Here is a 24,928-nt window from a genome sequence, read left to right on the forward strand (position 1 = left end):
CCGCTCATTGTGTTAATGAGTGTAACGAAGACGAAAAGCACCTGTCTGCAGCCCGAGTGTACCCAAAATGATCTTGGCACGCTCTGGGCAGGGTGGTTTAATGCCCGCCATGCTGAATCATATCCCGCTTTTGGTCGGTTTGCGTTATTTGCGCGCCCGCCGCAGAAACCACTTTATTTCCTTCATTTCCGGCGTCTCGATGATCGGCCTGACCCTGGGGGTTATGGTGTTGATCATCGTGTTGTCGGTGATGAATGGCTTCGATCGCGAATTGCGTAATCGCATTCTCGGTATGGTACCCCACGCGACCCTGTCGCAACCGGGTGAAATGACCGACTGGCAATCCGTCGTCAACACGGTCACAGAACATCCGCAAGTTCTGGGTGCCAGCCCTTATACAGAAAGTCAGGGCATGCTGGTAGGGCGCTCCCAAACCAAGGGCGCACTGATCAATGGCGTTGATCCGTCTACCCTGGCAGACGTGTCCATTCTCCCCAATCACATGGTATCCGGCTCGCTTGACCCACTGGTCGAGGGCGGCTTTGGCATCGTGCTGGGTGACATTATGGCGCGCACCCTCGGCGTCGGGGTTGGCGACCGGGTTACCATGATGGTGCCCGAAGTCACGGTCAACCTGGCTGGAGTCACACCCCGGTTCAAACGCTTTGAAGTGGTCGGTACCTTTTCGGTAGGAGCGGAGCTGGACGCCAATCTGGCGGTGGTTCACATGACGGATCTTGGTCGGATACTGCGCTATGGCGATGCTGTCGATGGCGTTCACTTGAAAGTAGACGATCTGTTCGATGCCCGCCGGATCGGAGTCGAGGCCGGGCGTGAGCTTGCTGGCCGCTATCTGGTCAGTGACTGGAGCCGAACCCAGGGCAATCTGTTCCAGGCGATTCAGATGGAAAAACGCATGGTCGGTTTGTTGCTGTTCATGATCGTAGCCGTTGCCGTGTTTAACATTGTGTCGAGCCTGGTCATGATGGTGACGGACAAGCAGGGTGAAATTGCCATTCTCAGAACGCTGGGGGCGCGCACCGGTCAGATCATGGGAATATTCATTGTTCAGGGCACGGCCATCGGGCTGATCGGTATCTCCCTGGGGGTTATTCTGGGGGTCGTGGGTGCCTGGTCTGTGGCCGACATCATTGCCTGGTTCGAGCAAGTGCTGAACATTCAGTTCCTCAATGCCGAGGTTTATTTTATCAGCTATATACCGTCTGAATTGAAGTGGACTGACGTACGGTTGATTGCGGGGGCGACTTTCGTAATCAGCGTACTGGCAACGCTGTACCCAGCCTGGCGGGCCTCTCGAATCTCACCGGCGGAGGCCCTGCGATATGAATCGTGATGTGTTGCGGTGCGAATCCGTCGGTCGTTTTTTTAAAATGGGCCCCGAGCAGGTCGAGGTGTTGCACGACATCAATTTCACCATCGACCCCGGAGAGCTCGTCAGCATCGTTGGCAGTAGCGGTTCCGGGAAGACGACCTTGCTTAATTTGCTGGCCGGGCTTGATTCTCCGAGTGTCGGTGAGGTGTATATGGCCGACCAGGCCATGTCCAGTCTGAGCGATCGCCGACGTGCCCTGCTGCGCAATCAGCACATGGGCTTCGTTTTTCAGTTTCATCATTTGTTGCCCGAGTTTACCGCGCTGGAGAATATCCTGTTGCCACAGGTGATAGGGGGCATGAAGGCGTCAGAGAGTGAACCGAGGGCGATGCAATTGCTGGAACGGGTTGGCCTGAAAGACAGGGCGCGGCATCGCCCGGCTGAACTGTCAGGTGGTGAACGCCAGCGCGTAGCGATCGCTCGTGCCCTGATCAATCACCCGCCTGTGGTGTTAATGGACGAACCTACGGGCAACCTGGATGACACGACCTCAGAGCAGGTTCATGAGTTGATCATGGAATTGAACCGGGATATGGATTCGAGTTTTATTGTGGTGACCCACAATCAGGATTGGGCCCGGCAAATGCCGAAACAGTACGTACTGAAACGCGGCCACCTGGAGTTGTTGACCGCCTAACGACCCGTCATTCACCCCGTCGCTGTTGCCGTAACCGGTTGCGGCGACGGCGGTTCAAGCGCATGCGCCAGTGGTAGAGAGCGCTGATCAGAAAATACCCGAGCGGCGCCAGTACCAGCCCGCACAGAACCCCGCCCAGAAAAGTTGGCCAGTAGAGGTCCAACAGCAGGGTCGACCCCCAACCGTTTTGCTGAATTGTTTCGAACGCGATCACAGATCGGCCGGATAACTGTGCGCCCAGCCAGTAGGTGCCATAAAATATCACTGGCATGGTGAACGGATTACTCAGCCACACCAACGCCAGTGCAATGGGCAAATTCGCGGTAAAGAATATTGCAGCCAGGGCGGCCAGTGGCATTTGGCCAGGTATCGGCAACAGCGCTACAAACAGACCAATAGCGAAGGCCCGGGCGACACTGCGCCGGTTAAGGTGCCAGATCCCGGGTTCATGCAACCAGTGTCCGAACCGGTGCAGGGCGGGCAATTGTCGAATGTGATCTGGGTGGGGCAGCCATTTTTGCAGGGTACGCCGGGGCATAAATGATTAACACTTGAGGTAGACGAACAGTATGCCTGTTTAAAGGAGCCAGCTCTATATGGTCAAGGGTATGACCAGCCTGGCAGTGCTGAGTATAAGCCTGCCATTACTGTGGTTTTACATCGGTGTTGGCTTGGCCAGCGGATTGGTCGCACTGGTCGTGTTGGTCACTCTCTGGTTTCGGCCCTTCCTGGCTTTACTGCTGTTGGTTTTTACGGCCACCTTGTTGATGCGGCTGGAATATGAAGCGCGCTTTCTATTGCCCCCTCAGTGGCAACACAAGACAGCAGAACTGGTCGTTTGCCTGTCTCAACCGGCTCGGGTATTCGACGATTATCAATCCGCCGTCGCGACGGTGACCGATCAGCCTGCCGAACTGGCGTTGCGTCAGTTGCGGTTCACCGCCGATGCCGGGCGAATCCTGCACGCGGGTGACTGCGTTCGGGGCGATTTTCGACTCAAAAAACCCGTCGGCGCGCTTATACCCGGTCAGTTTAATGCGACGCGCTACTATTTCAGTGAGCGCATCGATGCCCTGGGCAGCTTGCTGGCGATCCACACCGTAACACAGCAGCCGGGTGTACCTGTGCGACTGCACGACCGGGCGTCACCGCAGTTTCAGAGCGCAGATGCACGGGCCATCTGGTCTGCGCTCAGTCTGGGGTGGTCTTCCAGTTTACCCGCTCATCTGGGCGACCTGTTCGAGCAGACTCAGTTGAAACATCTGATGGTCGTCAGTGGTATGCATGTGGGCATGGTTGCCGCCTGGGGGGTGCTGCTCGGTCGTGCTTTGTTACTCCTGCCCGGCATACCGCTGAACCGGGGCTTTTACCTGCAACTGGCCTGGGTGGCATTGCTGTGCGGTGCCTTTGTCGGCCTGACCGGATTTGGATTTCCCGCGTTGCGGGCCTGGGTTATGCTGGCCATACCACTGATCGCCCTGAGTGTTGGGCGACGCTTCAATGCACTCGATGTGTTGGCGTGTGCAGCTGTCGTCATTACGCTGTTTCGACCCCAGGCCTGGCTCAGTACCGGTGCCTGGTTGAGTTTTTTACTGGTGGCGATCATCGTTCGTCTCGCCGAGCGCTGGTCGCAACGCGATCATTCAACCGTCTGGCTGGCACTTAAGCTGCAAGCCACACTGACGCTGCTCATGATCCCCATTACCGCAGCGATGGGGTTTGTCTGGCATCCCTTGTCGCTGTTCATCAATGCCCTGATGATACCGATGGTGACCTTGCTCCTGCTGCCGTGGTCACTTTTTATACTATTGTTGCCAGACATCGCCTGGGTCAGCGGTTATGAGTGGGTGGTTGCCATTGCCCTGGCGGTGCTTGAGCGGGTGTCACCCTGGTATCAGTTGGCTCCGGCCTGGTCCTGGTGGCAAATCGGTCTGGTCACCGTGTTGCTCTGGTGGTGGTTGAGCCAGAGCGTGGAACGACCGGTGCGCTGGATTGCCATGCCGTTGCTGGCGGTGGTCGCCATGGCCATGGCTTCCTCGAGATCTGAAATCGACACCTTTCAAATGACGCTGCTGGATGTTGGCCACGGTCAGGCCATGGTGTTGCAGTGGCCGGGCCAAACCTGGCTTTATGACCTGGCTGGTCAGTGGCAGGATGGCACCAGCGTTGCCAGTCAGCGCCTGGCACCCTGGTATCGGCGTGAGTCCATTCAGCCCACCGGGCTCCTGGTCAGTCACGCCGATGCCGACCATGCCGGAGGTGCCCATTGGGCCGTGCAGGAATGGCCCGGGGCCAGCCGGGTGTCCGGCAATCCGGATCGATTGGCTCAGTTGAGCGGCCGGCCTGGCTGGCGCAATTGCCATCGTACGGGGGCCCGGCACAACGCCTTGCCGTTTGAAATGATTCCGGTCCCGCTTGCTCTGCAGACCAGCAGCAACGACACCTCCTGCGTAATCTGGATTCCGACGCCTGCAGGGGCTGTGCTGATCACGGGTGACGCCAGTCGAATGGTAGAATACTGGTTACTGCAGACGCGCCCGGAATTATTTCCGGCCGCGGCCATTGTTGTTGGTCATCATGGCAGTCGCACCAGCAGTGCCTCTGCTTTTCTGGATGCCAGCCCTGAGGCTTTGTTGCTGGTCAGTTCAGGAGACAGGCACCTGCCACGCTGGCCCAATGCCGATCTGGTGGCTTATACCCGACGCCACGACCGAACGCTGCACAATACGGCGGACCTGGGTACCTTCAGGCTGATCGTCAGAGACGGGCGCATGCAATTGAACGATTACCGCTCGGCCTTTAGGAAACGCTGGTTCAAATGAGAATTATTTCACAACCTGTTTTAAAGCCATGTTCTGACGGAAACAGTATGGTAAATTACGCCCGAGTCTATGGAGGTACGCTAAGTGTTTGAAATTATTAAAGCCGGTGGGTGGTTGATGGTCCCCATTGTGTTGTGTTCCATCGTCGCCATTGCCATTACGGTCGAACGTTATTGGGCGTTGCGCCTGGCCAAGGTAATGCCCAAAGATCAGTTGCCGAAAGTCTGGATGTGGATCAAGAACCACGAACTGGATTCGGCTAAGATCAAGGAACTGAAAAGCGGCAGCCTCTTTGGCTATATCCTTTCGTCCGGATTGACGGCGTCCAAGCATGGTCGTGAAGCCATGAAGGATGCCATTCAGGAAGCGGGCAATCATGTTGCCCATGAAATGGAAAAGTTTCTGAGCACCCTGGGCACCATTGCCGCGATCGCACCTCTGTTGGGTTTGCTGGGCACGGTATTGGGCATGATCGAAGTATTTACCGCCATCATGGTTCAGGGCAGTGGCAACACAGGCGTACTGGCCGGCGGTATATCCCAGGCACTGATTACCACCGCCGCCGGGTTGAGCGTGGCCATTCCAGCGGTTATTTTTCACCGTGCGCTGACTCGCCGGGTGGATGATCTGCTGGTTATCATGGAACAGGACAGCGCCAAACTGGTTGATGCCATTCATTCCGATGCCAAGTCGAGCTGACGGGAGCCGCCCATGCGATTCAGACGCAGCCGCCAGGAAGAAGCGCAGGTCAATCTAACGCCGCTGATTGATGTCGTTTTCCTCCTGCTAATTTTTTTTATGGTATCGACCACCTTTACTCGTGAAACTCAGTTGCAGATCGATCTGCCTGAAAGCAGCAGTGAGGCCGTGCTCGGTGATGAAAGACCGATCGAAATTCAGGTCGATGCCCAGGGCCAGTACGCGGTGAATAACACGCCCTTGCTGCGCTCTGATACAGAATCTCTCAAGCAGGCGCTGGCCGAAATGGCAGGCAGCAGCCGGGATACCACCGTCATCATTACGGGCGATGCCCAGGCACCGCACCAGGCGATGGTCTACGTGCTTGATGCGGTAGGTCAAATGGGGTTCTATCGGGTCAGCTACGCGACCCAGGTACCGGAAAGCCCCTGACCGATGGCGCCGGCAAGTAGCGAATGAACTTCTGGTACGTTAAACCACTCACGCTGGTAGCCCGGCTGCTATTGCCTTTAAGCTGGCTGGCCGGGTTGATTGCCCGGCGCCGGTTTCGTCAGCGGCACAAGGGCCATTACGGAGTGCCCGTTTTGGTCGTGGGTAACCTGACGGTTGGCGGCACCGGTAAGTCGCCAGCCATTCAGGCTCTGGTGTCCTGTCTTCAGGAGCGGGGGGTGCGTTGTGGTATCGTGTCGCGCGGTTATGGCGGACACAGCCACCATTATCCGCTTCTCGTAACCACTGACACCGATGCCGGCCAGTGTGGTGATGAACCCAAAGCACTGGCACAGCAATTAGGCTGCCCCGTGGTGGTAGACCCCGACCGCGACCGGGCGGTGCGATATCTGGTGAAACAGTACCCGCTGGATGCAGTGATCAGTGATGATGGTTTGCAGCATTACCGGATGGGGCGCGACCTTGAGCTGATCATGATCGATGGCGTTCGAGGCCTCGGTAACGGCCAAATGCTGCCAGCCGGGCCGTTGCGCGAACCGGCTGATCGAATACCCACTGTTCAATGGCGGGTAGCCAAGGGGCAGCGGCCAGCAGGCCTTGATGTTGATGCGGTACTGACACTCAATCCCCAATGGCCCGTCAACGCACAGGGCCATTTACTCGCCAAAAACACCGAAATCCGTGCCTGTGCCGGCATCGGTTACCCGCAAAGCTTTTATCAGCAATTGGCAGAGCAGGGGTTTCGTCTGCAGGCCACTCATTCGCCCGGCGATCATAGACCCGTGCCGCCAGACTGGTTGGCTGATGCTGGGCTACCCCTGGTGTTGACGGAAAAAGACGCTGTTAAACTGGCCAGACCCTGGCCAGACCATTGTTACGTTGTCAGGCTAGAACCGGAATTACCGGCTGACTTGTTGGACTCCATAGAATCTGCCCTCAGGAGCGCCTAAAGATGGCAACCATAATCATGATACCGGCCCGTTACAGCTCCAGCCGATTACCCGGTAAACCCCTGCTCGATATTGGCGGGCAGCCCATGGTGGTTCGAGTGGCCATGGCGGTGCAGGCATGTGGCGCCGACCAGGTCGTGGTCGCCACCGATGACGAGAAAATACGGCATGTCGTATCGCAGGCCGGATTCAGCGTTGTTATGACCCGGGCCGATCATCCTTCAGGAACTGACCGGTTGCAGGAGGCGGCTGAACAACTTGGGTTGAACCCCGATGATATCATCGTCAATGTGCAGGGCGATGAACCGCTGATGCCCGTTGATAACGTCTTGCAGGTCGCCCAGTTGCTGGAGAGGAACCCCCGGGCCCAGGTTGCTACGCTCTATGAGCCGGTCACCAGTCTGGCAATGGTCACCAATCCCAATGCGGTAAAACTGGTTCAACGGCAAGACGGTGAAGTCATGTACTTCAGTCGGGCCGGAATTCCGTTTGATCGGGACAACACCCAGTCGTCGCCGCAAGGCGTCTGGAAACGACACATTGGTTTATACGCCTATCGCAAAAGCGCGCTGGATGCCTTCATTGGCTGGCCAGAAAGTCCGCTGGAGCAACTGGAAAAACTCGAGCAACTGCGTTTTATGGAGCATGGCGCCTGTATTGTTGCGGCGCCGGCTGCGCAACCGGTTCCGGCCGGTGTCGACACCCGGGAAGACCTGGAAGCGGTGCGCGCCCTGTTTAGCAAGGAGACCCCATGACAGACACTCAGCCAACATCGACATCAGTCTTATTCGTTTGTCTGGGTAATATTTGCCGCTCTCCTACGGCCCAGGCGGTGTTTGAAGCCCGGCTGGCTGACTCGCCACTGGCGGCAGCAGTCGAGGTCGATTCAGCTGGCACGGCGGCCTATCACCTTGGCAAAGCACCCGATCCGAGAAGTCAGGCTGCTGCGCGGGAGCGAGGCTACAAGCTGGATCACTTAAGAGCCCGACAAGTCACCCCTGAAGACTTTCATCGGTTTGATTACATTCTGGCGATGGATTCCGATAATCTAAGCAACCTGAACGCAATCGCCTCCCAGTCCAGTCGGGCAACCGTGGCATTATTTTTGGATTTTGCAGCGGCTACCGACTTGCGGGAAGTTCCCGACCCCTATTTTGGTGGTGACGAGGGTTTTGCAACGGTGCTGGATCTGTGTGAGCAAGCCAGCCAGGGCTTGCTGGCGCACCTGCAGACTTCCTCACGATGACGATCGATCCACTGCCTCAGGTAGACCTCTCAGCCGCCAATACCCTTGGCGTCCCGTCAACGGCTGCCTGGTGCGCCGAACTCACCGACCCCGGGGACTTACCGGCGCTGGTGCGCTGGGCAAGCGCTCAGGGTATGGCCATTAGAGCCCTGGGTGGCGGAAGCAACCTGGTACTGAACGAGCAGGTCAGTGGACTGACGATCAAGGTCGCCATTCGCGGTAAGACCCGGGTTGAGACTGAATCTGACCGCCAGCGCTGGCGTATTGGGGCAGGGGAGTCCTGGCATCAGACCGTCGTTGATCTGGTGTTACAGGGCGGTTCCGGCATTGAAAACCTGGCGCTGATTCCGGGTACCGTTGGTGCAGCGCCGGTTCAGAATATTGGCGCTTATGGTGTTGAGCTGGCGGACTGTCTGTACCGGGTTGAGGCCTACGATATTCTCGAGGAGCGCTGGCGATATTTCACCCGGGAGGCCTGTCAGTTTGGTTATCGGGACAGCGTATTCAAACAATTGGAAAATCGATTCATCATTACGGCGGTCGAACTAGAGTTGAATCGAACCTTTATGCCGCAACTGTCCTATGGTCCGTTGCAGGCATTGGCAGCGAAGCCTGATCTGACTGCGCAGGATGTGATGGAGACGGTCATCGAGATTCGGCAGTCACGCCTGCCAGACCCCGACCACCTTCCTAATGCAGGCAGCTTTTTTAAGAACCCGGTTATTTCTACCGAGCAGTATCAGGCGTTGTTGGTTCGTCATGATGATCTGGTGGTTTATGAGCAACCAGAAGGCTGGAAACTGGCGGCTGGCTGGTTGATCGATCAGTGTGGGCTGCGCGGACAAAGTAATGAGGATGGTGTGGGCTGTTACGAACGTCAGGCCCTGGTGCTGGTCAACCCAAAACGGGCGGCAGCATCTTCCATACTGGATTGGCAAATCCATGTACAGGATGCCGTGTTTGAACGATTCCAGGTTCTACTTGAACCTGAACCACGTTTTTGGACCTGAGTCGTTTGCAGGAAACACCCATAAAAAAACCGGCCGGGGCCGGTTTTTTTATGGCTAAGACAAGGGTTACTTGTCTTGCTGTTCGGCCATCTTGCGACGACGCACTTCACGAGGATCGTTCGGTGCCCGACCGACTGGCTTGGCGACGTCTTCTTCGCCATCCTGAGCGGTGGGTTGCTCAGTTTCCTGGGTTTCGGCTGATTGAACCGGAACGCTCTGTTGAGGCTCTTCCGTTACCGCTTGTGCCGGTGCAGGCGTTTCGTCTGATTCAACCTGGTTAACGGGCTCAGGCACTTTTGGCGCGCTTTCAGTTGTTGTTTCAGCAGGCTCAGAGGCTGACGTTTCTTCCGTGGTTGCCGCAGTGGTTGCCTTTGCTTCAACGGTATCACTGTGTGTTTCAGACTCAGTGTTTTCCGCAGGTGTGTCGGCGTTTTCAACAGCCTTGGCTTCGGCAACGGCTGGTTTAACGTCTGACTCTGCTGAAGGCGACGTTGCAGGGGTAGATTCGGATGGCTCATCCTGATCAACCGGTTGCGTGGTTGCCTCGTTATCTTCTGCGTTGATCACTTCGTGCTCAACCCGGGGGTTGGGCGACTCTTCCAGCTTGGACGGCTCGCTGTGTGCCGTGTCATTTGACTCGACGTTGCTGGGCTTGGCATCGGTCTGCGGTGCATCAGTGATGGGTGTCGCCTCAGCCGTCGTCTCAGTCGACGCAGCCGCTTCATCGGCTCTTACCTTGGCTGCGGCACGCGCATCATCAGCCGACTTGGTGCTGATCATCTCAATGACGGTTTGGATGTCGCTGATGATTTCACCGGGCTTTTCCGGGTTAGGCCGCTTGCTGGCGTTTTTGCTGATGCCCCGAACCTGTCGGTTCTTGCCGACTTCGGCCAGAGGCACGCGTCCGGTGCTGTCGTCTCGCTCTTCACGACGCTTCATTTGTGGCTGGCGTGGCCGCCGATCATTCTGGCTCTCGGCAGAATCTGCGCTGTTTTGTGCAGAGGGAGCGGAGTCTTTCACCGGTTGCTTGGTTTCTTTTGAGCTGGCGTCGGGTGTAGCCACCGCATCACGGTCGCGAGATCCGCGGCCCGCATTGCGGCCATTGCCCCGCGAGGCACCGTCCCGGTTCGAATCACGGTTGTTGGTGCCACTGTCGCGATTGGTATCGCGAGCGCTATCACGGCCCGACTCCCGGCTGCTATCGCGGTTGCGATTGCGGTTATTCCGGTTAGGGCTGCGACGGTTGCCGCGGTTGTCATCGCGCTGGCGCGAACGGTTGTCCGGTTTACGTTCGGTCGCGGGCTTTTCCTGTTTTTGGGTTTCATCGTCAGACCCCAGCAACTGGCTTACCCAGCCACCCAGACGGGAAAACAGACCTTTGCCCTCAGAGCGACGCTTTTCCACCGCCGTTTCTGCGGCTGCGCGGGCAGGCTTGGCCGGAGCTTCGCTGCTGGCTTCCGGTGCGGACGGTGGTACCGGCGCACGAGGCGTTACTTGCAGACTGGAAATAGCGGCTTCCTGGGGCTTGGTTTGCGCTTCCAGAACCGTTTCGGTTTCAGACGGCTTTTCTTCCAGTTTCAGGGCGTAGCTGGGCTCGGCGTTGACCAGAGTTTCGTCATCGTCACGCAGACGCACGACTTCATAGTGCGGCGTTTCCATTTGCGTGTTGGGCACAATCAGAACATGAACTTTCTGACGACGCTCAACATCGAAGATGGCCTCCCGCTTTTCGTTCAACAGGAAGGTGGCCACGGTCAACGGCACAATGGCACGAATCTGAGCGGTGCGCTCTTTCAGTGATTCTTCTTCGATCAGTCGCAGTATGGCCAGTGACAGTGATTTCACATCGCGAATGATGCCGTGGCCATTACAACGGGGGCAGACAATGCCGCTGGTTTCACCCAGTGAAGGGCGCAGTCTTTGCCGGGACATTTCCAGCAGACCAAAACGGGACAGCCGGCCTACCTGAACACGGGCACGGTCGGGGGAGGTAGCATCCTTGATGCGCGCTTCCACTTCGCGTTGATGCTTGGACTGGTTCATATCGATGAAGTCGATCACCACCAGGCCGCCCATGTCACGCAAACGCAACTGACGGGCAATTTCTTCGGCCGCTTCCAGGTTGGTGTGGAAAGCCGTTTCTTCGATATCAACGCCTTTGGTCGAGCGACTGGAGTTGATGTCGATCGAGACCAGAGCTTCGGTCGGGTCGATAACGATCGAGCCGCCACTGGGCAGTTTTACTTCGCGCTGAAAGGCGCTTTCGATCTGCGCTTCAATCTGGTAGCGGTTGAACAGCGGTACCGGGTCTTCGTAGAGCTTCAGTTTGCTCTGATAATTCGGCATCACTTTCTGCACGAAATCCAGCGCGTACTGGTAGGCATCTTTGCTGTCGATCAATACTTCGCCGATGTCCTGACGCAGATAATCGCGGATCGCACGCAGAATGACGTTGCTTTCCTGCAGGATCAGGAAGGGCGCAGAACGGCCTTCGGAGGCTTGTTTGATGGAATCCCACAGTTGGATCAGGTAGTCGAGGTCCCATTGCAATTCTTCGGCGCTGCGTCCAATACCGGCCGTACGGACTATGCAGCCCATGCCATCGGGAATGGTCACGCCCTGTAATGCTTCACGAATCTGGGCGCGCTCATCACCTTCAATACGACGCGAGATACCACCGGCGCGCGGGTTGTTGGGCATCAGTACCAGATAACGACCGGCCAGGCTGACCATAGTAGTCAGAGCAGCGCCCTTATTGCCGCGCTCTTCCTTGTCGACCTGCACAATGACTTCGGTGCCTTCTTTAACCAGCTCGCGAATGTTCGCTCGAGAGGACATGTTGGCATCGACAAAGTATTCGCGGGCGATTTCTTTCAGGGGGAGAAAACCGTGGCGTTCGGCGCCAAAATCGACAAAAGCTGCTTCAAGGCTGGGTTCTACGCGGGTGATTTTGCCTTTGTAGATGTTGGCTTTCTTTTGCTCGCGAAAGCCGGTTTCGATATCCAGGTCATAGAGTTTCTGGCCATCGACCAGGGCAACCCTCAGCTCTTCTGACTGGGTTGCATTGATTAACATTCTTTTCATTGAGGAACGATACTCTGTAATAAATCATGGGTGACAGAGCAGCAAGGGCAGGGATACAGGCGGGCGAACACCGATAGAAATCGGTAACACACAGGTCGGTGCAGGCGACAACGCCAGCACAGTGGATCGGTGTTTTCCATTAACAATGGGGAAACGGACAGAGTCTTATGGGGATGCCTGCTCTATTTAGAAGCACTTGCGCGTTTGTGGTGAAGTGCTTTCTTCCATATGACCCCATCGTCATACGCTGTTTCAAACTGTACTTGCTGCCCAACCGATTCTTGAGTTGCACGTAACGTCGGCGCAACAGGTTGGGGGGTCTGCCCCTTGCCGCCTGTGTGGTCTCTGGGCGGTAGGATGATCAGAATCCCAGCGAGTAACAGTGTAGCAGTAGACTCCCGGTTGAACAATCACTATGCGGAGCGGGCGCTATGGTCCGCCCGGTAGCGTCGCGAAGCCTCCTTTCGTGAACCGACTGCTGGTACAATGGCATCAGTAACGTGCCTTTCCATAGCAAGCACCTCATTACCGTTATCACTGTTACAGCAGGTTGCGTGCTATAAGGCATTAACGGTAGCGATTTTTAAGCCGGGCACCGGTATTGGCAAAGCAGGGCATTGTGGCAAACGTCGAACTCTACGAAGTTGAAGAAGACCGCGCTGGTCAGCGCATCGATAACTTTTTGATCGGTCATTGGAAATCAGTGCCCAAGAGCCGGGTTTACCGGGTGCTGCGCAAGGGTGAGGTCCGGGTTAATGGCAAGCGGGTGAAGCCCGAGTATCGCCTTGAGGGCGGTGATACGGTGCGCATTCCTCCAGTCCGCATTGCCGAAAAGCCGGTCAATACAGCGGTTCCGAGCCAGGCACTGCGCCACCAGCTTGATAAAGCCATTCTGTATGAGGATGATGTGCTGGTTGCCCTCAATAAACCCCATGGCCTGGCCGTTCACGGTGGGTCGGGTATTTCATTGGGATTGATTGAGTCGTATCGGATCATCCGGCCGGAATTGAAATTTGTTGAGCTGGTTCACCGGCTTGACCGTGATACCTCGGGTGTGGTGCTGATCGCCAAGAAACGCTCGGCACTGAAAGCGCTGCAAACCGTTTTCAGGCACAAAACAGACGTAAAAAAGGTGTATTGGTGTCTGGTGCATGGGCACTGGCCTGAAGAGCAGCGCTTTGTTGATGTACCCTTGCGCAAGAATGAGGCTCAAGGCGGAGAGCGCATGGTCAGCGTCGCTCCAGATGGAAAGCCGTCCCAAACCCGATTCAGATTGCTGAAGGCCTTTGAGCGGTGCAGCTGGGTGGAAGCGCAACCAGTGACGGGGCGAACGCATCAGATTCGAGTGCACACCCAGTATGCGGGGCATCCGATCCTGGGTGATACCAAGTACCAGTCCAGCCGGGCTGAAGCGGTCGCCAGGGATATAGGGTTGGGCCGGCTGTTTCTGCATGCTGCGCAACTGACCGTGCCGCACCCGGTGACTGGCGAAATGCTGACCATGACGGCACCACTTGATCCAGCGCTGGAGCGGCTTCTGAGCGCTCTGGCCAATGAATCGCGCGATCTCAATTAAAACAGACCTCCCAGTCACTGACAGGAAACTGATTGAATGTTTGGAAAAACTCCGCAGCAGGAATCATCTGATGATTCCTGGGCTGGCTCCCGCAAAGAGTGGCAGCTGATCGAAAAGGTGGTAATGGCCAATACCGCCGAGCTCAAGAAGCAACGGCGCTGGGGCATTGTGTTCAAGTTGCTCACCTTTATTTACCTGTTTGCGCTGTTGTGGCTGTTTATCAGCAACAGTGACATTGGTGTTGGGGTTCCGACTAAAACGGGTGGGCATACGGCCATTGTCGATGTGCGTGGTTTGATCTCACAGAGTGAGCCGGCCAACGCCGATGCGATCGTAACGTCGTTGCGCAATGCCATGGATCATGAGGATACCCGGGCCGTTATTGTCCGCATCAACAGTGGTGGTGGCAGCCCGGTACAGTCGGCCTATGTATACGACGAAATTCAGCGTCTGCGATCATTGCATGAAGACATACCGATACATGCGGTTATTGCCGATACGGGTGCCAGCGGGGCCTATTACATTGCCTCGGCCGCTGAAAACATCTATGCCAACGGATCCAGCCTGGTGGGTTCCATTGGAGTGACAGCCGCAAGTTTTGGTTTTGAAGAACTGATTGAGAAGGTGGGTATCGAACGCCGCTCTTTCGCCTCTGGTGAGCACAAAACCTTTCTGGACCCGTTTCAGCCGGTCGATCCCGAAGAGCGGGCCTTGTTCGAAGCCTTGCTCGATAACGTGCACCAGCAGTTCATCAGCGATGTTAAGGAAGGTCGCGGTGACCGACTGGTCACTGATAACGACAAGTTGTTCTCCGGACTGGTCTGGACGGGCACCCAGGCGCTGGAGCTTGGCCTTGTTGACGGACTGAAATCAACCTCTGAACTGGCCCGTGAACTGGGTTACCCCAATACTGTTGATTTCACTCTGCGACCTTCACCACTGCAGCAGTTCGCCCGAAACCTTGGCGTTTCGGTCGCTGAAACCCTGGTCAAGCTGGGAGCCACCGAGTCCATAGAGCTGCGCTGAATGCCAGCAACACGGTCAGGGCAGGGCAAACCCTGCCTCGCGAAGCTTGGCCGCCAGTGAAATCAGCGGCAACCCGATCAGGGCGTTGGGGTCGTCGCTTCGGACTGACTGGAACAGGGTAATTCCCAGCGCTTCAACCTTGAAACTGCCCGCACAATCGAACGGGCGATCCCGGTCGAGGTAACGGACAATTTCCGCCCGGGTCAGATCCCGGAAAACGACGTCAGTGGTGACCACCCAGGCATCGTCGGAGTGACCAGCGAGTGCGACACCACTGTAAAATGTCAGGGATGTGCCTGAGCATCGTGTCAGTTGATCGACCGCGCGGGCCAGGTTGCCTGGCTTGCCCAGTAGGGTGCCCCGGTCATCGGCAGCGGTTTGATCGCTGCCAATAATCAGATAGCCCGGGTGGGAATCTACCAGGCTGCGGGCCTTGCCCCGAGCCAGGCGAAGCGACAGATCAAAAGGCGACTCACCAGGCAGAGGCGTCTCGTCCATATCAGGTTTGGCCTGTTCGAAGGGCACGTTCAGGCTGGCCAGTCGTTCCGCCCGATACGGTGAAGTCGAGGCCAGCAATACCGGTGGCAACATGGTTGTGCTCCTTAAAGGTCGGGGTGGTTTGTGTGAATTGGGTAGCCAATGCCTCACAGCCTACTGTTTATCAGCCATTTGAGCCAAAAAGCCTTTGACTTGAACAGTCTCATCCGTATCATACCGCGCCTATGTCGAAATCCGAGCTCCCAGAACGCGTTGATGCCTATAAGTTGGCAGATCAGGGCCCCCAGAATCTTGAGGGTGTTGTGCCGTCAACCAGGTTGTCACGTCTGGCGGATGTGGTGCTCAGTCAGGATGCCGAGTTTAAAGCCGCTTTAAACTTTAATCGTGACGCCGAGCAGCGCCGCATGGTCACAGGCGATGTGTCTGGGAAGGTTGTACTCGAATGTCAGCGGTGCTTGCAGCCAGTATCGGTGGCACTCGACGGTCACTTTACGATGGCCGTGGTGTACAACGATGAAATGGCGAAAGCGTTGCCTGCAGATATCGACCCGCTGATGTTGATGCCAGACGAACCTCTGGTAGTGGCGGAGCTGGTCGAAGACGAGTTGTTACTGTGCTTGCCAATGCATGCGATGCATGACGAAGGCGAGTGTCAGATACAGACTGAATTTAAACCGGATGACGCCGGGGTTGAAGAAACGCCGGTGAAGGATAATCCGTTTAAGGTACTGGAATCTCTGAAGAGATCCTGACAGTTTCACAGTGATGGGTGGCCTGCAACCGGGCCAAGCGCACAGCGCCCGTTACTGATATTTTAAGTGTCCTATTTAGGAGGCCCCGGCCATGGCAGTTCAGAAAAGCAAGAAGACCCGTTCACGTCGCGGAATGCGTCGCTCGCACGATGCATTGACGACAACCGCTTTGTCGGTTGATCCTACCAGCGGTGAAACTCACCGTCGTCACCACGTCTCGCCAGATGGCTTTTACAAAGGTCGTAAGGTCGTCGCTGAAGCGGAAGTCGAGTAACACTCAATGGCTGTTCTGGCCATTGATCTAGAGGGAGGGGATTTCGGCCCCTCCCATTTGCTTCCTGCCTCTATCCGTTTTTTTCAGAACCACCCCCAGCACAGCGGCATTCTATTCGGCACCTCCATTCTCCGGACTGCCTTGCCAACCCTGCCAATTAATCTTCGCTTTGAATCCTGTACCGGTGCTCTGCCCTCCAACTTGAACCCGGGCCGGTTATTGCGCAATGACTACGGCAGCAGCATAGAGCAGGCGGTTTCTCAGTTGAGCCAGCAACGGTTCGATGCGTTGGTTTCATCGGAGCACACCGGCATATTAATGGCCTTACTGCATCGTCACGGCCATGTTCACACGGCTCTGGATCGGCCAGTTCTGGTCAGTTGGGTGCCTACTTCCAAAGACGCCATGTTGATGCTTGATCTGGGCGCTTCGTTTTCGGCCACAGCGAAACAATTGCTCGGTTTTGCGGCCGTGGGTGTGGCCATTGCCTCGGGGCAACTGGGCCGAAAACCTCGGCTGGCACTGCTCAATCTCGGCGTGGAGCCCAATAAGGGGCCGCACTCCATTCGCCAGGCGGCCGAGCAGCTGGCGCGCTGGCCCGATATTGACTACCGTGGTTTTGTTGAGGCAGGCGATGTCTTTCGCGGAAACCTGGATCTGGTGATTACCGACGGCTTTACCGGGAATGCGGTTATCAAGGCGGCCGAAGGTACGCTGGATCTGACTCTGGGCGCTATACGGCATGCGTTAAGCCGGGATGTGACGGGAAAAATACTGGGGCGATTGTTGCGGCATCGGCTGAGGCCGGTGATGCGGCAGCTCGATCCCAGGCGCAGCAATGGGGCGCTGCTCGCGGGTACTGACATGACTCTGATTAAAAGCCATGGCGACGCCACAGGGGCTGCTTTTCAGGCTGCATTAAACCGGGCCATAGAGGCAAGTGAAGGTGCCTGGTGCCCGTCGATTCAGGCACAGCTCGATGCATTGCCGGAGCGTTCGGTCGCCGGGGTATGAGGGTTGCCAGCCTTTATCTGATTTCGTGCGTCAACAATACCGCTCTAGCTGTTCCCGGAATTCATAAATGTTTTAACGGGGTTCGCCTTTACTGAGCGGTTGTTGCGACCATAATGCACGCCACTGGGATATTCAGTGAGTCAGACCCCTTGGGTCGGGCCGCCAGGCTGAGTCTCCACAACAACAGGAACGTATTGCATGAGCCAAAAACTCGCCTTCGTTTTTCCGGGTCAGGGATCCCAGCAGGTCGGCATGCTGTCGGATCTGGCTGAACAGTATCCGTTGATTCAGGAAACTTTCGCAGAAGCCTCCAACGCTTTGGGTTACGACCTGTGGGCGCTGGTCAGTGAAGGGCCCGCCGAAGAATTGAACAAGACCGAAAAGACGCAACCGGCACTGCTCACGGCCAGCATCGCCTTGTGGCGTTTATGGCAAGCTGAGGGTGGCGCCCGGCCTGACTATCTGGCGGGTCATAGCCTGGGTGAATATTCCGCGCTGGTCGCCGCTGGCGTATTACCGCTGGCGGACGCTGCTGTGCTGGTCGAGAAACGAGGTCAGCTGATGCAAGCCGCCGTACCCGCAGGGCAGGGCAGCATGGCGGCCATTCTGGGTCTCGACGATCAGGCCGTGATTGATGGCTGTACCGCAGCGGCTCAGGGTGACGTCGTTGAAGCGGTTAATTTCAACACCCCGGGTCAGGTGGTTATCGCCGGCTCTGTTGCCGCCGTAGATCGTGCCATAGAGACCCTCAAAGCCGCAGGCGCCAAACGGGCGATGCCTCTGCCGGTCTCCGTACCCTCGCATTGCTCATTGATGAAAGACGCTGCGGCACAGCTTTCCAGTCATCTGGATACGCTCAACTGGCAAAACGCAGAACTGCCAATCATTCAAAACGTCTCGGCCGCGGCCGAAAGCAACGCCGATGCTCTAAAGCAGAACCTCGTTGAACAACTGTTTCGTCCGGTTTTGTGGTCGCAATCGGTCACTGAACTGGTCGGTCTTGGCGTTAGTGAGACCGTTGAATGCGGTCCCGGTAAGGTATTATCCGGCTTGAACAAGCGCATTGAGAAAACGCTGACCTTGTCGGCCCTTGGGTCGTTGGCAGCTTTTCAGGAACGCATAGGGAGTAACGCATGAGTGATCACAAGTGGGTTTTGATTACGGGCGCCAGTCGAGGCATTGGCGCCGCCATTGCCGAAACACTTGGCCGTCAGGGCTATCGTATTGCCGGAACCGCAACGTCTGAATCGGGTGCCCAGGCCATCTCCGAGCGACTGCAAGCCGCTGGTATCGAAGGACAAGGCTACACGCTTGACGTGACCAGCCCGGAGTCTATCGACCAGCTGATGGCGGATCTGAAAGCAGCCGACGCCACACCCGAAGTGCTCATCAATAACGCCGGTATCACCAAAGACAATCTCTTCCTGCGCATGAAAGAAGCAGAGTGGGACTCGGTAATCGACACCAACCTGTCTTCGGCCTATCGTATGAGCAAAGCAGTGATCAAATCGATGACGCGGGCCCGTTTTGGTCGTATTGTGAATGTTTCGTCGGTGGTCGCTTCCATGGGCAACGCGGGTCAGGCAAACTATTGCGCGGCCAAAGCCGGGCTCGAAGGGTTGACCCGATCATTGGCGCGAGAGGTCGGTTCGCGTAATATCACCGTGAATTCGGTGGCACCGGGTTTTATTCAGACCGATATGACTCACGAGCTGCCAGAGGCCACGCGGGAAACACTGCTCAAGCAAATCCCGCTGGGTCGTATGGGTGATCCAAACGAAATTGCCGCTGCCGTAGCGTTTCTGGTCAGTGACCAGGCGTCGTACATCACGGGTGAAACATTGCACGTGAACGGTGGCATGTACATGGGTTGACCGGCCAGTTTTGACTTGCCGGTAACGAATAACGTTTAATACACTAAATCGCACCTTGAAGTGCAATTCCAAGTAGGGAGTGTTCGTAATGAGCAACATTGAAGATCGTGTAAAGAAAATCGTCTGTGAACAGCTGGGCGCGAAAGAAGAAGACGTAACTGCACAGGCGTCTTTCGTAGACGACCTGGGTGCTGACTCTCTGGACACCGTAAACCTGGTGATGGCTCTGGAAGAAGAGTTTGAAACCGAGATTCCGGACGAAGAGTCTGAGAAGCTGGGTACTGTTCAGGACGCGATCGACTACATCAACGCCCACCTGGGCTAAGTGCGGTAGCCATCCGGCTATACCGCTCTGGATTCAAGCCGTATTGTCGTCAGACAGTACGGCTTTTTATTTGGAGAACACTATGTCACGTCGAAGAGTCGTTGTGACCGGTCTGGGTTGCCTCAGCCCACTGGGTAACGATGTTGTCTCTACCTGGGCCGGAATTCTGGCGGGTAAGAGCGGGGCTTCCACCATCGAAAAGTTCGATACCGAGAAGTTCACTACGAATTTTGCCTGCATGGTGAAGGGGTTTGATCCGGCTGCCTACATCAACCCCAAAGACACCAAGAAAATGGATGGCTTCATTCAGTACGGCTATGCGGCCGCCATCGAAGCCATTCGTGATTCGGGCATTGAAGCCACCGAAAGCAATGCCCATCGCATTGGCCTGGCCATTGGCGCCGGGATCGGCGGTCTCGATACCATTGAACGCAACCACGATGCCCTGAATAAGTCCGGGCCACGTCGGGTTTCGCCGTTCTTTGTACCCTCAGCCATCATCAACATGATCGCCGGTTATCTGTCGATCGATTACGGCTTCAAAGGGCCTAACATTGCCATCACCACGGCCTGCACCACCGGTACGCACAACATCGGTTATGCAGGGCGAACCATTGCCTATGGCGATGCCGATGTGATGGTAGCCGGCGGTGCCGAAATGGCCTCTACGCCTCTGGGTATTGCCGGTTTTGGTGCTGCCCGCGCGCTGTCGACCCGAAACGATGATCCAACCCGGGCAAGTCGCCCCTGGGATAAAGACCGCGATGGCTTTGTACTGGGTGATGGTGCCGGAGTTATGGTGCTTGAAGAGTATGAGCACGCTAAGGCCCGGGGCGCGACCATTTATGCCGAACTTACTGGGTTTGGCATGAGCGGCGATGCCTACCACATGACGTCACCACCCGAAACCGGTGCCGGGGCCTGCGCTTCCATGCGCAATGCCGTGCAGGATGCGAAGCTGAACCCCATTGATGTGAATTACATCAATGCGCATGGTACCTCGACGCCGGCCGGCGACAAAGCGGAAAGCCAGGCTGCCAAAACATTGTATGGCGCTGATGCCGACAAGATTGTCATGAGTTCAACCAAGTCGATGATCGGTCACCTCCTGGGTGCTGCCGGTGCGGTTGAGGCGATTTTCTCGGTACTGGCCATCCGCGATCAGGTGGCACCGCCGACCATCAACCTGGAGACGCCGAGCGAAGGCTGTGATTTGGACTACGTACCACACACCGCCCGTGAAATGCGAATAAACCACGCCTTGTCGAATTCATTTGGCTTTGGCGGTACCAATGGCACCCTGATCTTCAGCAAGGTTTAAGGGTCCAAAAGCGGAACAGAGTGCGTTGGCCGAGGCGGTCAGCGCACCTTGTTCCCCTGCTTGTTTATCCCTGGTCGAACTGGGCGCTTCGCCTGGGATCGGGTACACTGACGGGCTCATTCAATGCGCCTGAATCCCATGCTAGCCTGCCTGTTAAACAGCCAACCGATCGACCAACTCCCACTGCCCAGCCGAATGCTGGCGTTTGGTGATGGCTTGTTTGAAACCTGCCTGGTAACCCGGCAGGGGCTGCGGTTTGCAAGCGACCATCTGCAGCGTCTGCAGGAAGGCACAGCTCGTTTGAACCTTGCCTGGACCGGGCAGGATCAGCGAACCCTGCAGTCAGATATCGATACCCTGTTAAAGACGGTTGAAGCGCCAGCGGTGCTGAAAATCACGCTGGGCAGGCACGCGGCGGGTCGGGGTTACGATTACGATCCGGCAACCCAGCAAACCGACCGGCTACTGCAGCTGTTCGAGTATCGTCCGGCCCCCTGGTATGAATCAGGAGCCCGGTTAGTGACCTCGCCCATTCCGGCATCGGTCAACGTCGCTCTGGCGGGTATCAAGCACCTGAATCGTCTGGATTCCGTGCTGGCCCGGCAAACAGCGCGAAGCCTTCAGGCACATGAAGCGCTGCTGTGCGACGACCAGGGCTGGGTAGTTGAAGGCAGCATGAGCAATGTCTTTTATTGCCGCGGCGGACAGTGGTTAACGCCGGGGCTGAAACGAGCGGGTGTGAATGGCATTATCCGCAGGCGCTGGTTAGACATTGGTCAACAGGCGCTGGGTATCGCAGACATCAGGCCAGATGACCTGGCCAGTTGTGAAGCGCTGTTGATTGGCAACGCCCTGATGGGGCTGGTTCGGGTTACGCATTTCAATGACGTTCCGCTACCCCTGGGAGACCCGACTGAACTGGCCTCCCTACAACACCGGATTGGATTGAATCTTGATTAAACGACTGATAGTTATCGCGGTACTGTTGATGGTTGGTGCGGGTTTTGGCGCCGCGTTCTACCTCAAGGATCGTATCGATTCCCCCATGGCGCTGACCTCCGAGCAAACCTATACGGTCCCCTCAGGTGCTTCACTTAGACGGGTGTTGAATGATTTCGAAGCCAAAGGCTGGATTCAGTACGCCCGGGCACATGAGCTTTGGCTGAGGTATCAGGAGCAAACCGCGATTCAGCGTGGCGAATACCGGGTGAGTCCCGACGATACCAGCAGCGACGCGGTAAACCGGATGATCGAAGGGCGGAAAATCCAGTACAGCGTGCAGTTTATCGAAGGGTGGACCTTCCGGCAGTTCCTGGTTGCACTGGCCGCTAACGAGGCCGTGAATCATACACTCACAGACACCGATACTGCCTCGGTGCTTGAAAAACTGGACATCGACCAGCAGCATCCCGAAGGCTGGTTTTTCCCGGATACCTACCTGTTTGAGCGCGGCACGGCCGATGTGGACATTCTCAGGCAGGCGCACCAGCGTATGCAACAGGAGCTTAGTCGGGCCTGGGAGAACCGCGCCGAATCCACGCAGGTAGACACCCCCTATGAGGCGCTGATTCTGGCGTCCATTATTGAACGCGAAACCGGTGCCGCTTTTGAACGGCCAGAGATAGCCGGTGTCTTCTCCCGGCGACTGGCCCAAAACATGCGGCTGCAAACTGACCCGACAGTGATTTATGGCCTGGGTGAGGACTTCAGCGGCAACCTGACACGCAGCCACCTGCGTCAGGATACGCCCTACAATACCTACACCCGCAGCGGCCTGCCGCCAACGCCAATTGCTAACCCCGGGCGCGGGGCACTCGAAGCAGCGGTTGACCCGGCCGAAGGCACAACGCTGTTCTTTGTCGCCCGGGGCGATGGCACCCACCAGTTCTCCGACACCTATGAAGAGCATAACCAGGCGGTGCGTCAGTATCAGCGTTTTCAACGGCGGGACGACTACCGCTCTGCGCCGCCAGCCGAAGAACAGGGAGACGGGTCGTGAACCCTCAATTCATTTCAATCGAAGGCCTAGAAGGCGCTGGTAAGTCTACCCAGCGGGATGTGCTGGCCAGCTGGGTCACTGAGCGTTTTGCCCAGCCCATGGTCACGCGCGAGCCGGGCGGTACCGCCATGGCCGAACAGATTCGTGAGGTTTTGCTGGCCCACCATGAAGAACCCGTTGATGTCTGGACTGAGCTGTTGCTGGTGTTTGCCGCGCGGCGTCAGCACCTAAGTGCTGCCATACTGCCCGCGTTGTCCCGAGGCCAGTGGGTCGTCAGTGACCGTTTTACCGACGCCAGCTATGCCTATCAGGGGGGCGGGCGCGGCATCCCCTGGGATCATATCGTGGACCTGGAGCGCCGGGTACTCGAAGGGTTCCGGCCTGACCTGACCTTGTGGCTCGATTGCCCGGCCGAGGTGGGGCTGGCCCGCGCCCGGCAGCGCGGTGAGCTCGATCGAATTGAAACCGAAGACATTGCTTTCTTTGAGCGCTGCCGGGCCGGCTATGAACGCCGCTGCCAGGAAGACCCGCAACGCTTTGTCAGGCTCGATGCTACCGGTTCCATCGAGTCGGTCAGCGCTGCACTGATTCAGGCCCTGGAGGCCCGATACTCATGAATGAACTGCCCGTTTGGACCCGGGACATTGCCAGCCAGGTTAACGCGAGCTTTGCCGGGCAGCGACTGCCCCATGCGCTGATGCTGGTTGGCCGGGTAGGGGATGGATTGTCACTACTGGGCGACTATCTACGGTGCGGTTTGTTGTGTAAGCAGCCTGGCATAGAGCCTTGCGGTCAATGCAAGTCTTGCCTGCTGGTTAAGGCCGGGGCCCATCCTGACAGTCGGGTCCTGGAGCCGGAAGGCAAGAGTCTCACCATCAAGGTGGATCAGATTCGGGGCATCGCTGATTTTATGCATGAAACCCCCCAGCAGGGTGGTAACAAGGTTATTAGGCTGACGCACAGTGAAAAAATGAATACGGCAGCGGCCAACGCCGTGCTGAAAATGCTCGAAGAACCGACGCCCAATACCTACCTGATTCTGGAAAGCACCTCGCTGTCGCGCATGCTTCCGACTGTTCGGTCCCGTTGCCGGCTTTACAAGCTTGAGCAACCGGGCCCCTCAGGCGCCCGGCAATGGCTAACGGATAACGGCATAGAACGCCCCGAGCAACGCCTGGCCATGGTCGACGGCGCGCCCCTGGCCGCCGCACTGGTTACCGATGAAGCCATCGAGCAGTGGGACCGGCAAGTCAGTTGCTTTTTGCAGGAACGTAACTTCACAGCACTGGCATTATTCATTCAGCAACAGGATCCTGAGAAGCTGCTGAACCAGGCTCTGCTGTGGGTCGACACGGCCATTCGCCGGTTGAACCAGCAGTCCGCGCCGGTGCCGGAGCGTGATGAAGATCTCGTCCAGGCGTTGCAGGGGCTGCCAGTGGTGTCGCTTTTTCGGTTTAGAGACTATATTGTGCAGTTAAAGCAGGGCCTGCAGCAGCAGGCGAACCTGAATCAACAGATGTGGAGTGAGCAATTGTCTGCTCGCTGGCTGGAAATGACAGGAAACGCATGAATCCAAAACTCGGTGGCCCACGCAATGGCATCTTGTCGCTGACGATGAAAGACAAGGCAGTGCTGTACGCGGCGTATATGCCTTTTGTGAAAAACGGTGGTCTGTTCATCGCCACCAATAAGAAGTTCAACCTGGGTGACGATGTCTTTCTGTTGCTGAACCTGATGGAAGAGCCGGAAAAGATACCGGTAGCCGGTAAGGTCATCTGGGTCACCCCCCGGGGCGCCCAGGGCAACCGGGCGACCGGCATTGGGGTTCAGTTCAGCAAGAAGAATGAGCTGGCCAAAGATAAGATCGAAACCTATCTGGCCGGTGCACTGAATTCCGAAAAACCCACTCATACCATGTAAGGTGACAGCGCTGTTGACCTTCAAGCGAGGAACCGCGCAGCCTGCTTTTCCGCGACTG

Annotated in this window: 26 protein-coding genes; 23 read left to right on the forward strand and 3 right to left on the reverse strand. The window is 56.8% G+C overall.

The window, feature by feature from the left end; all coding sequences use genetic code 11:
- Positions 1-109: 109 nt before the first annotated feature.
- Both ABJT94_RS10840 and ABJT94_RS10845 read left to right on the forward strand, forming a co-directional pair.
- On the forward strand, positions 110-1,354 hold the full coding sequence (locus ABJT94_RS10840; protein ID WP_348475790.1) for a lipoprotein-releasing ABC transporter permease subunit: 1,245 nt from the start codon (positions 110-112) through the stop codon (positions 1,352-1,354).
- Positions 1,344-2,030, forward strand: coding sequence for an ABC transporter ATP-binding protein (locus ABJT94_RS10845; RefSeq protein ID WP_348475336.1), 687 nt, complete (start codon positions 1,344-1,346; stop codon positions 2,028-2,030). The genes ABJT94_RS10840 and ABJT94_RS10845 overlap by 11 nt, the downstream gene beginning before the upstream one ends.
- Before the next feature lie 7 nt (positions 2,031-2,037).
- Here ABJT94_RS10845 and ABJT94_RS10850 read toward each other — a convergent pair whose 3' ends face one another.
- Positions 2,038-2,568, reverse strand: a complete 531-nt coding sequence (locus ABJT94_RS10850; protein ID WP_348475335.1) for a DUF2062 domain-containing protein — start codon at positions 2,566-2,568, stop codon at positions 2,038-2,040.
- 58 nt (positions 2,569-2,626) lie between these two features.
- Here ABJT94_RS10850 and ABJT94_RS10855 point away from each other — a divergent pair, with 58 nt between their 5' ends.
- The 7 genes from ABJT94_RS10855 to murB all read left to right on the forward strand — a co-directional run bounded on the left by ABJT94_RS10855 (position 2,627) and on the right by murB (position 9,207).
- Positions 2,627-4,852: a DNA internalization-related competence protein ComEC/Rec2 gene (locus ABJT94_RS10855; RefSeq protein WP_348475334.1), complete on the forward strand. Its 2,226-nt coding sequence runs from the start codon at positions 2,627-2,629 to the stop codon at positions 4,850-4,852.
- Between the two features lie 84 nt (positions 4,853-4,936).
- The gene (locus tag ABJT94_RS10860) at positions 4,937-5,551 is read left to right on the forward strand and encodes a MotA/TolQ/ExbB proton channel family protein (protein WP_213677955.1); all 615 of its coding nucleotides are present in this window, start codon (positions 4,937-4,939) and stop codon (positions 5,549-5,551) included.
- A gap of 12 nt (positions 5,552-5,563) precedes the next feature.
- Positions 5,564-5,983: a biopolymer transporter ExbD gene (locus tag ABJT94_RS10865; protein WP_127555336.1), complete on the forward strand. Its 420-nt coding sequence runs from the start codon at positions 5,564-5,566 to the stop codon at positions 5,981-5,983.
- 23 nt (positions 5,984-6,006) lie between these two features.
- Positions 6,007-6,951 (forward strand): tetraacyldisaccharide 4'-kinase, encoded by a 945-nt coding sequence (lpxK, locus tag ABJT94_RS10870; RefSeq protein WP_348475333.1) that lies wholly within the window; start codon positions 6,007-6,009, stop codon positions 6,949-6,951.
- A gap of 2 nt (positions 6,952-6,953) precedes the next feature.
- Positions 6,954-7,706 carry a 3-deoxy-manno-octulosonate cytidylyltransferase gene (gene kdsB / locus ABJT94_RS10875; protein ID WP_348475331.1) on the forward strand — a complete coding sequence of 251 codons (753 nt, stop codon included), beginning with the start codon at positions 6,954-6,956 and terminating at the stop codon, positions 7,704-7,706.
- Positions 7,703-8,197: a low molecular weight protein-tyrosine-phosphatase gene (locus tag ABJT94_RS10880; RefSeq protein ID WP_348475330.1), complete on the forward strand. Its 495-nt coding sequence runs from the start codon at positions 7,703-7,705 to the stop codon at positions 8,195-8,197. Before kdsB ends, ABJT94_RS10880 begins: the two co-directional genes overlap by 4 nt.
- Positions 8,194-9,207: a UDP-N-acetylmuramate dehydrogenase gene (murB, locus tag ABJT94_RS10885; RefSeq protein WP_348475329.1), complete on the forward strand. Its 1,014-nt coding sequence runs from the start codon at positions 8,194-8,196 to the stop codon at positions 9,205-9,207. Before ABJT94_RS10880 ends, murB begins: the two co-directional genes overlap by 4 nt.
- Positions 9,208-9,273: 66 nt before the next feature.
- Here murB and rne read toward each other — a convergent pair whose 3' ends face one another.
- Entirely contained in the window at positions 9,274-12,291 is a 3,018-nt protein-coding gene (gene rne, locus ABJT94_RS10890) for a ribonuclease E (RefSeq protein ID WP_348475328.1), read from the reverse strand.
- A 619-nt stretch (positions 12,292-12,910) separates the two neighbouring features.
- Between rne and rluC the strand changes: the two genes are divergently transcribed.
- Positions 12,911-13,867: a 23S rRNA pseudouridine(955/2504/2580) synthase RluC gene (rluC, locus tag ABJT94_RS10895; protein ID WP_348475327.1), complete on the forward strand. Its 957-nt coding sequence runs from the start codon at positions 12,911-12,913 to the stop codon at positions 13,865-13,867.
- 36 nt (positions 13,868-13,903) lie between these two features.
- The gene (locus tag ABJT94_RS10900; RefSeq protein WP_348475326.1) at positions 13,904-14,893 is read left to right on the forward strand and encodes a S49 family peptidase; all 990 of its coding nucleotides are present in this window, start codon (positions 13,904-13,906) and stop codon (positions 14,891-14,893) included.
- Positions 14,894-14,908: 15 nt separating this feature from the next.
- On the opposite strand, the gene ABJT94_RS10905 is transcribed toward ABJT94_RS10900, so the two are convergent.
- On the reverse strand, positions 14,909-15,484 hold the full coding sequence (locus ABJT94_RS10905; RefSeq protein ID WP_348475325.1) for a nucleoside triphosphate pyrophosphatase: 576 nt from the start codon (positions 15,482-15,484) through the stop codon (positions 14,909-14,911).
- A 209-nt stretch (positions 15,485-15,693) separates the two neighbouring features.
- Here ABJT94_RS10905 and ABJT94_RS10910 point away from each other — a divergent pair, with 209 nt between their 5' ends.
- From ABJT94_RS10910 to ABJT94_RS10965, 12 genes are all read left to right on the forward strand, one after another.
- Positions 15,694-16,143, forward strand: a complete 450-nt coding sequence (locus ABJT94_RS10910) for a YceD family protein (protein WP_348475324.1) — start codon at positions 15,694-15,696, stop codon at positions 16,141-16,143.
- 91 nt (positions 16,144-16,234) lie between these two features.
- Positions 16,235-16,417: a 50S ribosomal protein L32 gene (gene rpmF / locus ABJT94_RS10915; RefSeq protein WP_348475323.1), complete on the forward strand. Its 183-nt coding sequence runs from the start codon at positions 16,235-16,237 to the stop codon at positions 16,415-16,417.
- 6 nt (positions 16,418-16,423) lie between these two features.
- Positions 16,424-17,431, forward strand: coding sequence for a hypothetical protein (locus ABJT94_RS10920; protein WP_348475322.1), 1,008 nt, complete (start codon positions 16,424-16,426; stop codon positions 17,429-17,431).
- 198 nt (positions 17,432-17,629) lie between these two features.
- Positions 17,630-18,568, forward strand: coding sequence for an ACP S-malonyltransferase (gene fabD, locus ABJT94_RS10925; protein WP_348475321.1), 939 nt, complete (start codon positions 17,630-17,632; stop codon positions 18,566-18,568).
- Entirely contained in the window at positions 18,565-19,305 is a 741-nt protein-coding gene (gene fabG / locus ABJT94_RS10930) for a 3-oxoacyl-ACP reductase FabG (protein ID WP_348475320.1), read from the forward strand. The genes fabD and fabG overlap by 4 nt, the downstream gene beginning before the upstream one ends.
- Positions 19,306-19,393: 88 nt before the next feature.
- Complete coding sequence (gene acpP, locus ABJT94_RS10935; protein ID WP_127555348.1) at positions 19,394-19,630, forward strand: acyl carrier protein; 237 nt, start codon at positions 19,394-19,396, stop codon at positions 19,628-19,630.
- 82 nt (positions 19,631-19,712) lie between these two features.
- A complete protein-coding gene (gene fabF, locus ABJT94_RS10940) occupies positions 19,713-20,951 on the forward strand; it encodes a beta-ketoacyl-ACP synthase II (RefSeq protein ID WP_348475319.1) in 1,239 nt (412 codons plus the stop codon).
- Positions 20,952-21,074: 123 nt separating this feature from the next.
- A complete protein-coding gene (pabC, locus tag ABJT94_RS10945; RefSeq protein ID WP_348475318.1) occupies positions 21,075-21,911 on the forward strand; it encodes an aminodeoxychorismate lyase in 837 nt (278 codons plus the stop codon).
- Positions 21,904-22,950, forward strand: a complete 1,047-nt coding sequence (gene mltG, locus ABJT94_RS10950) for an endolytic transglycosylase MltG (protein ID WP_348475317.1) — start codon at positions 21,904-21,906, stop codon at positions 22,948-22,950. The genes pabC and mltG overlap by 8 nt, the downstream gene beginning before the upstream one ends.
- Positions 22,947-23,567 carry a dTMP kinase gene (gene tmk, locus ABJT94_RS10955; protein ID WP_348475315.1) on the forward strand — a complete coding sequence of 207 codons (621 nt, stop codon included), beginning with the start codon at positions 22,947-22,949 and terminating at the stop codon, positions 23,565-23,567. Before mltG ends, tmk begins: the two co-directional genes overlap by 4 nt.
- Complete coding sequence (locus tag ABJT94_RS10960) at positions 23,564-24,520, forward strand: DNA polymerase III subunit (protein ID WP_348475314.1); 957 nt, start codon at positions 23,564-23,566, stop codon at positions 24,518-24,520. The genes tmk and ABJT94_RS10960 overlap by 4 nt, the downstream gene beginning before the upstream one ends.
- Entirely contained in the window at positions 24,517-24,870 is a 354-nt protein-coding gene (locus ABJT94_RS10965; protein ID WP_028669935.1) for a PilZ domain-containing protein, read from the forward strand. The genes ABJT94_RS10960 and ABJT94_RS10965 overlap by 4 nt, the downstream gene beginning before the upstream one ends.
- The last annotated feature ends 58 nt before the right edge of the window (positions 24,871-24,928 follow it).

This window comes from Saccharospirillum sp., from assembly GCF_039982735.1.
GTDB lineage: Bacteria > Pseudomonadota > Gammaproteobacteria > Pseudomonadales > Natronospirillaceae > Saccharospirillum.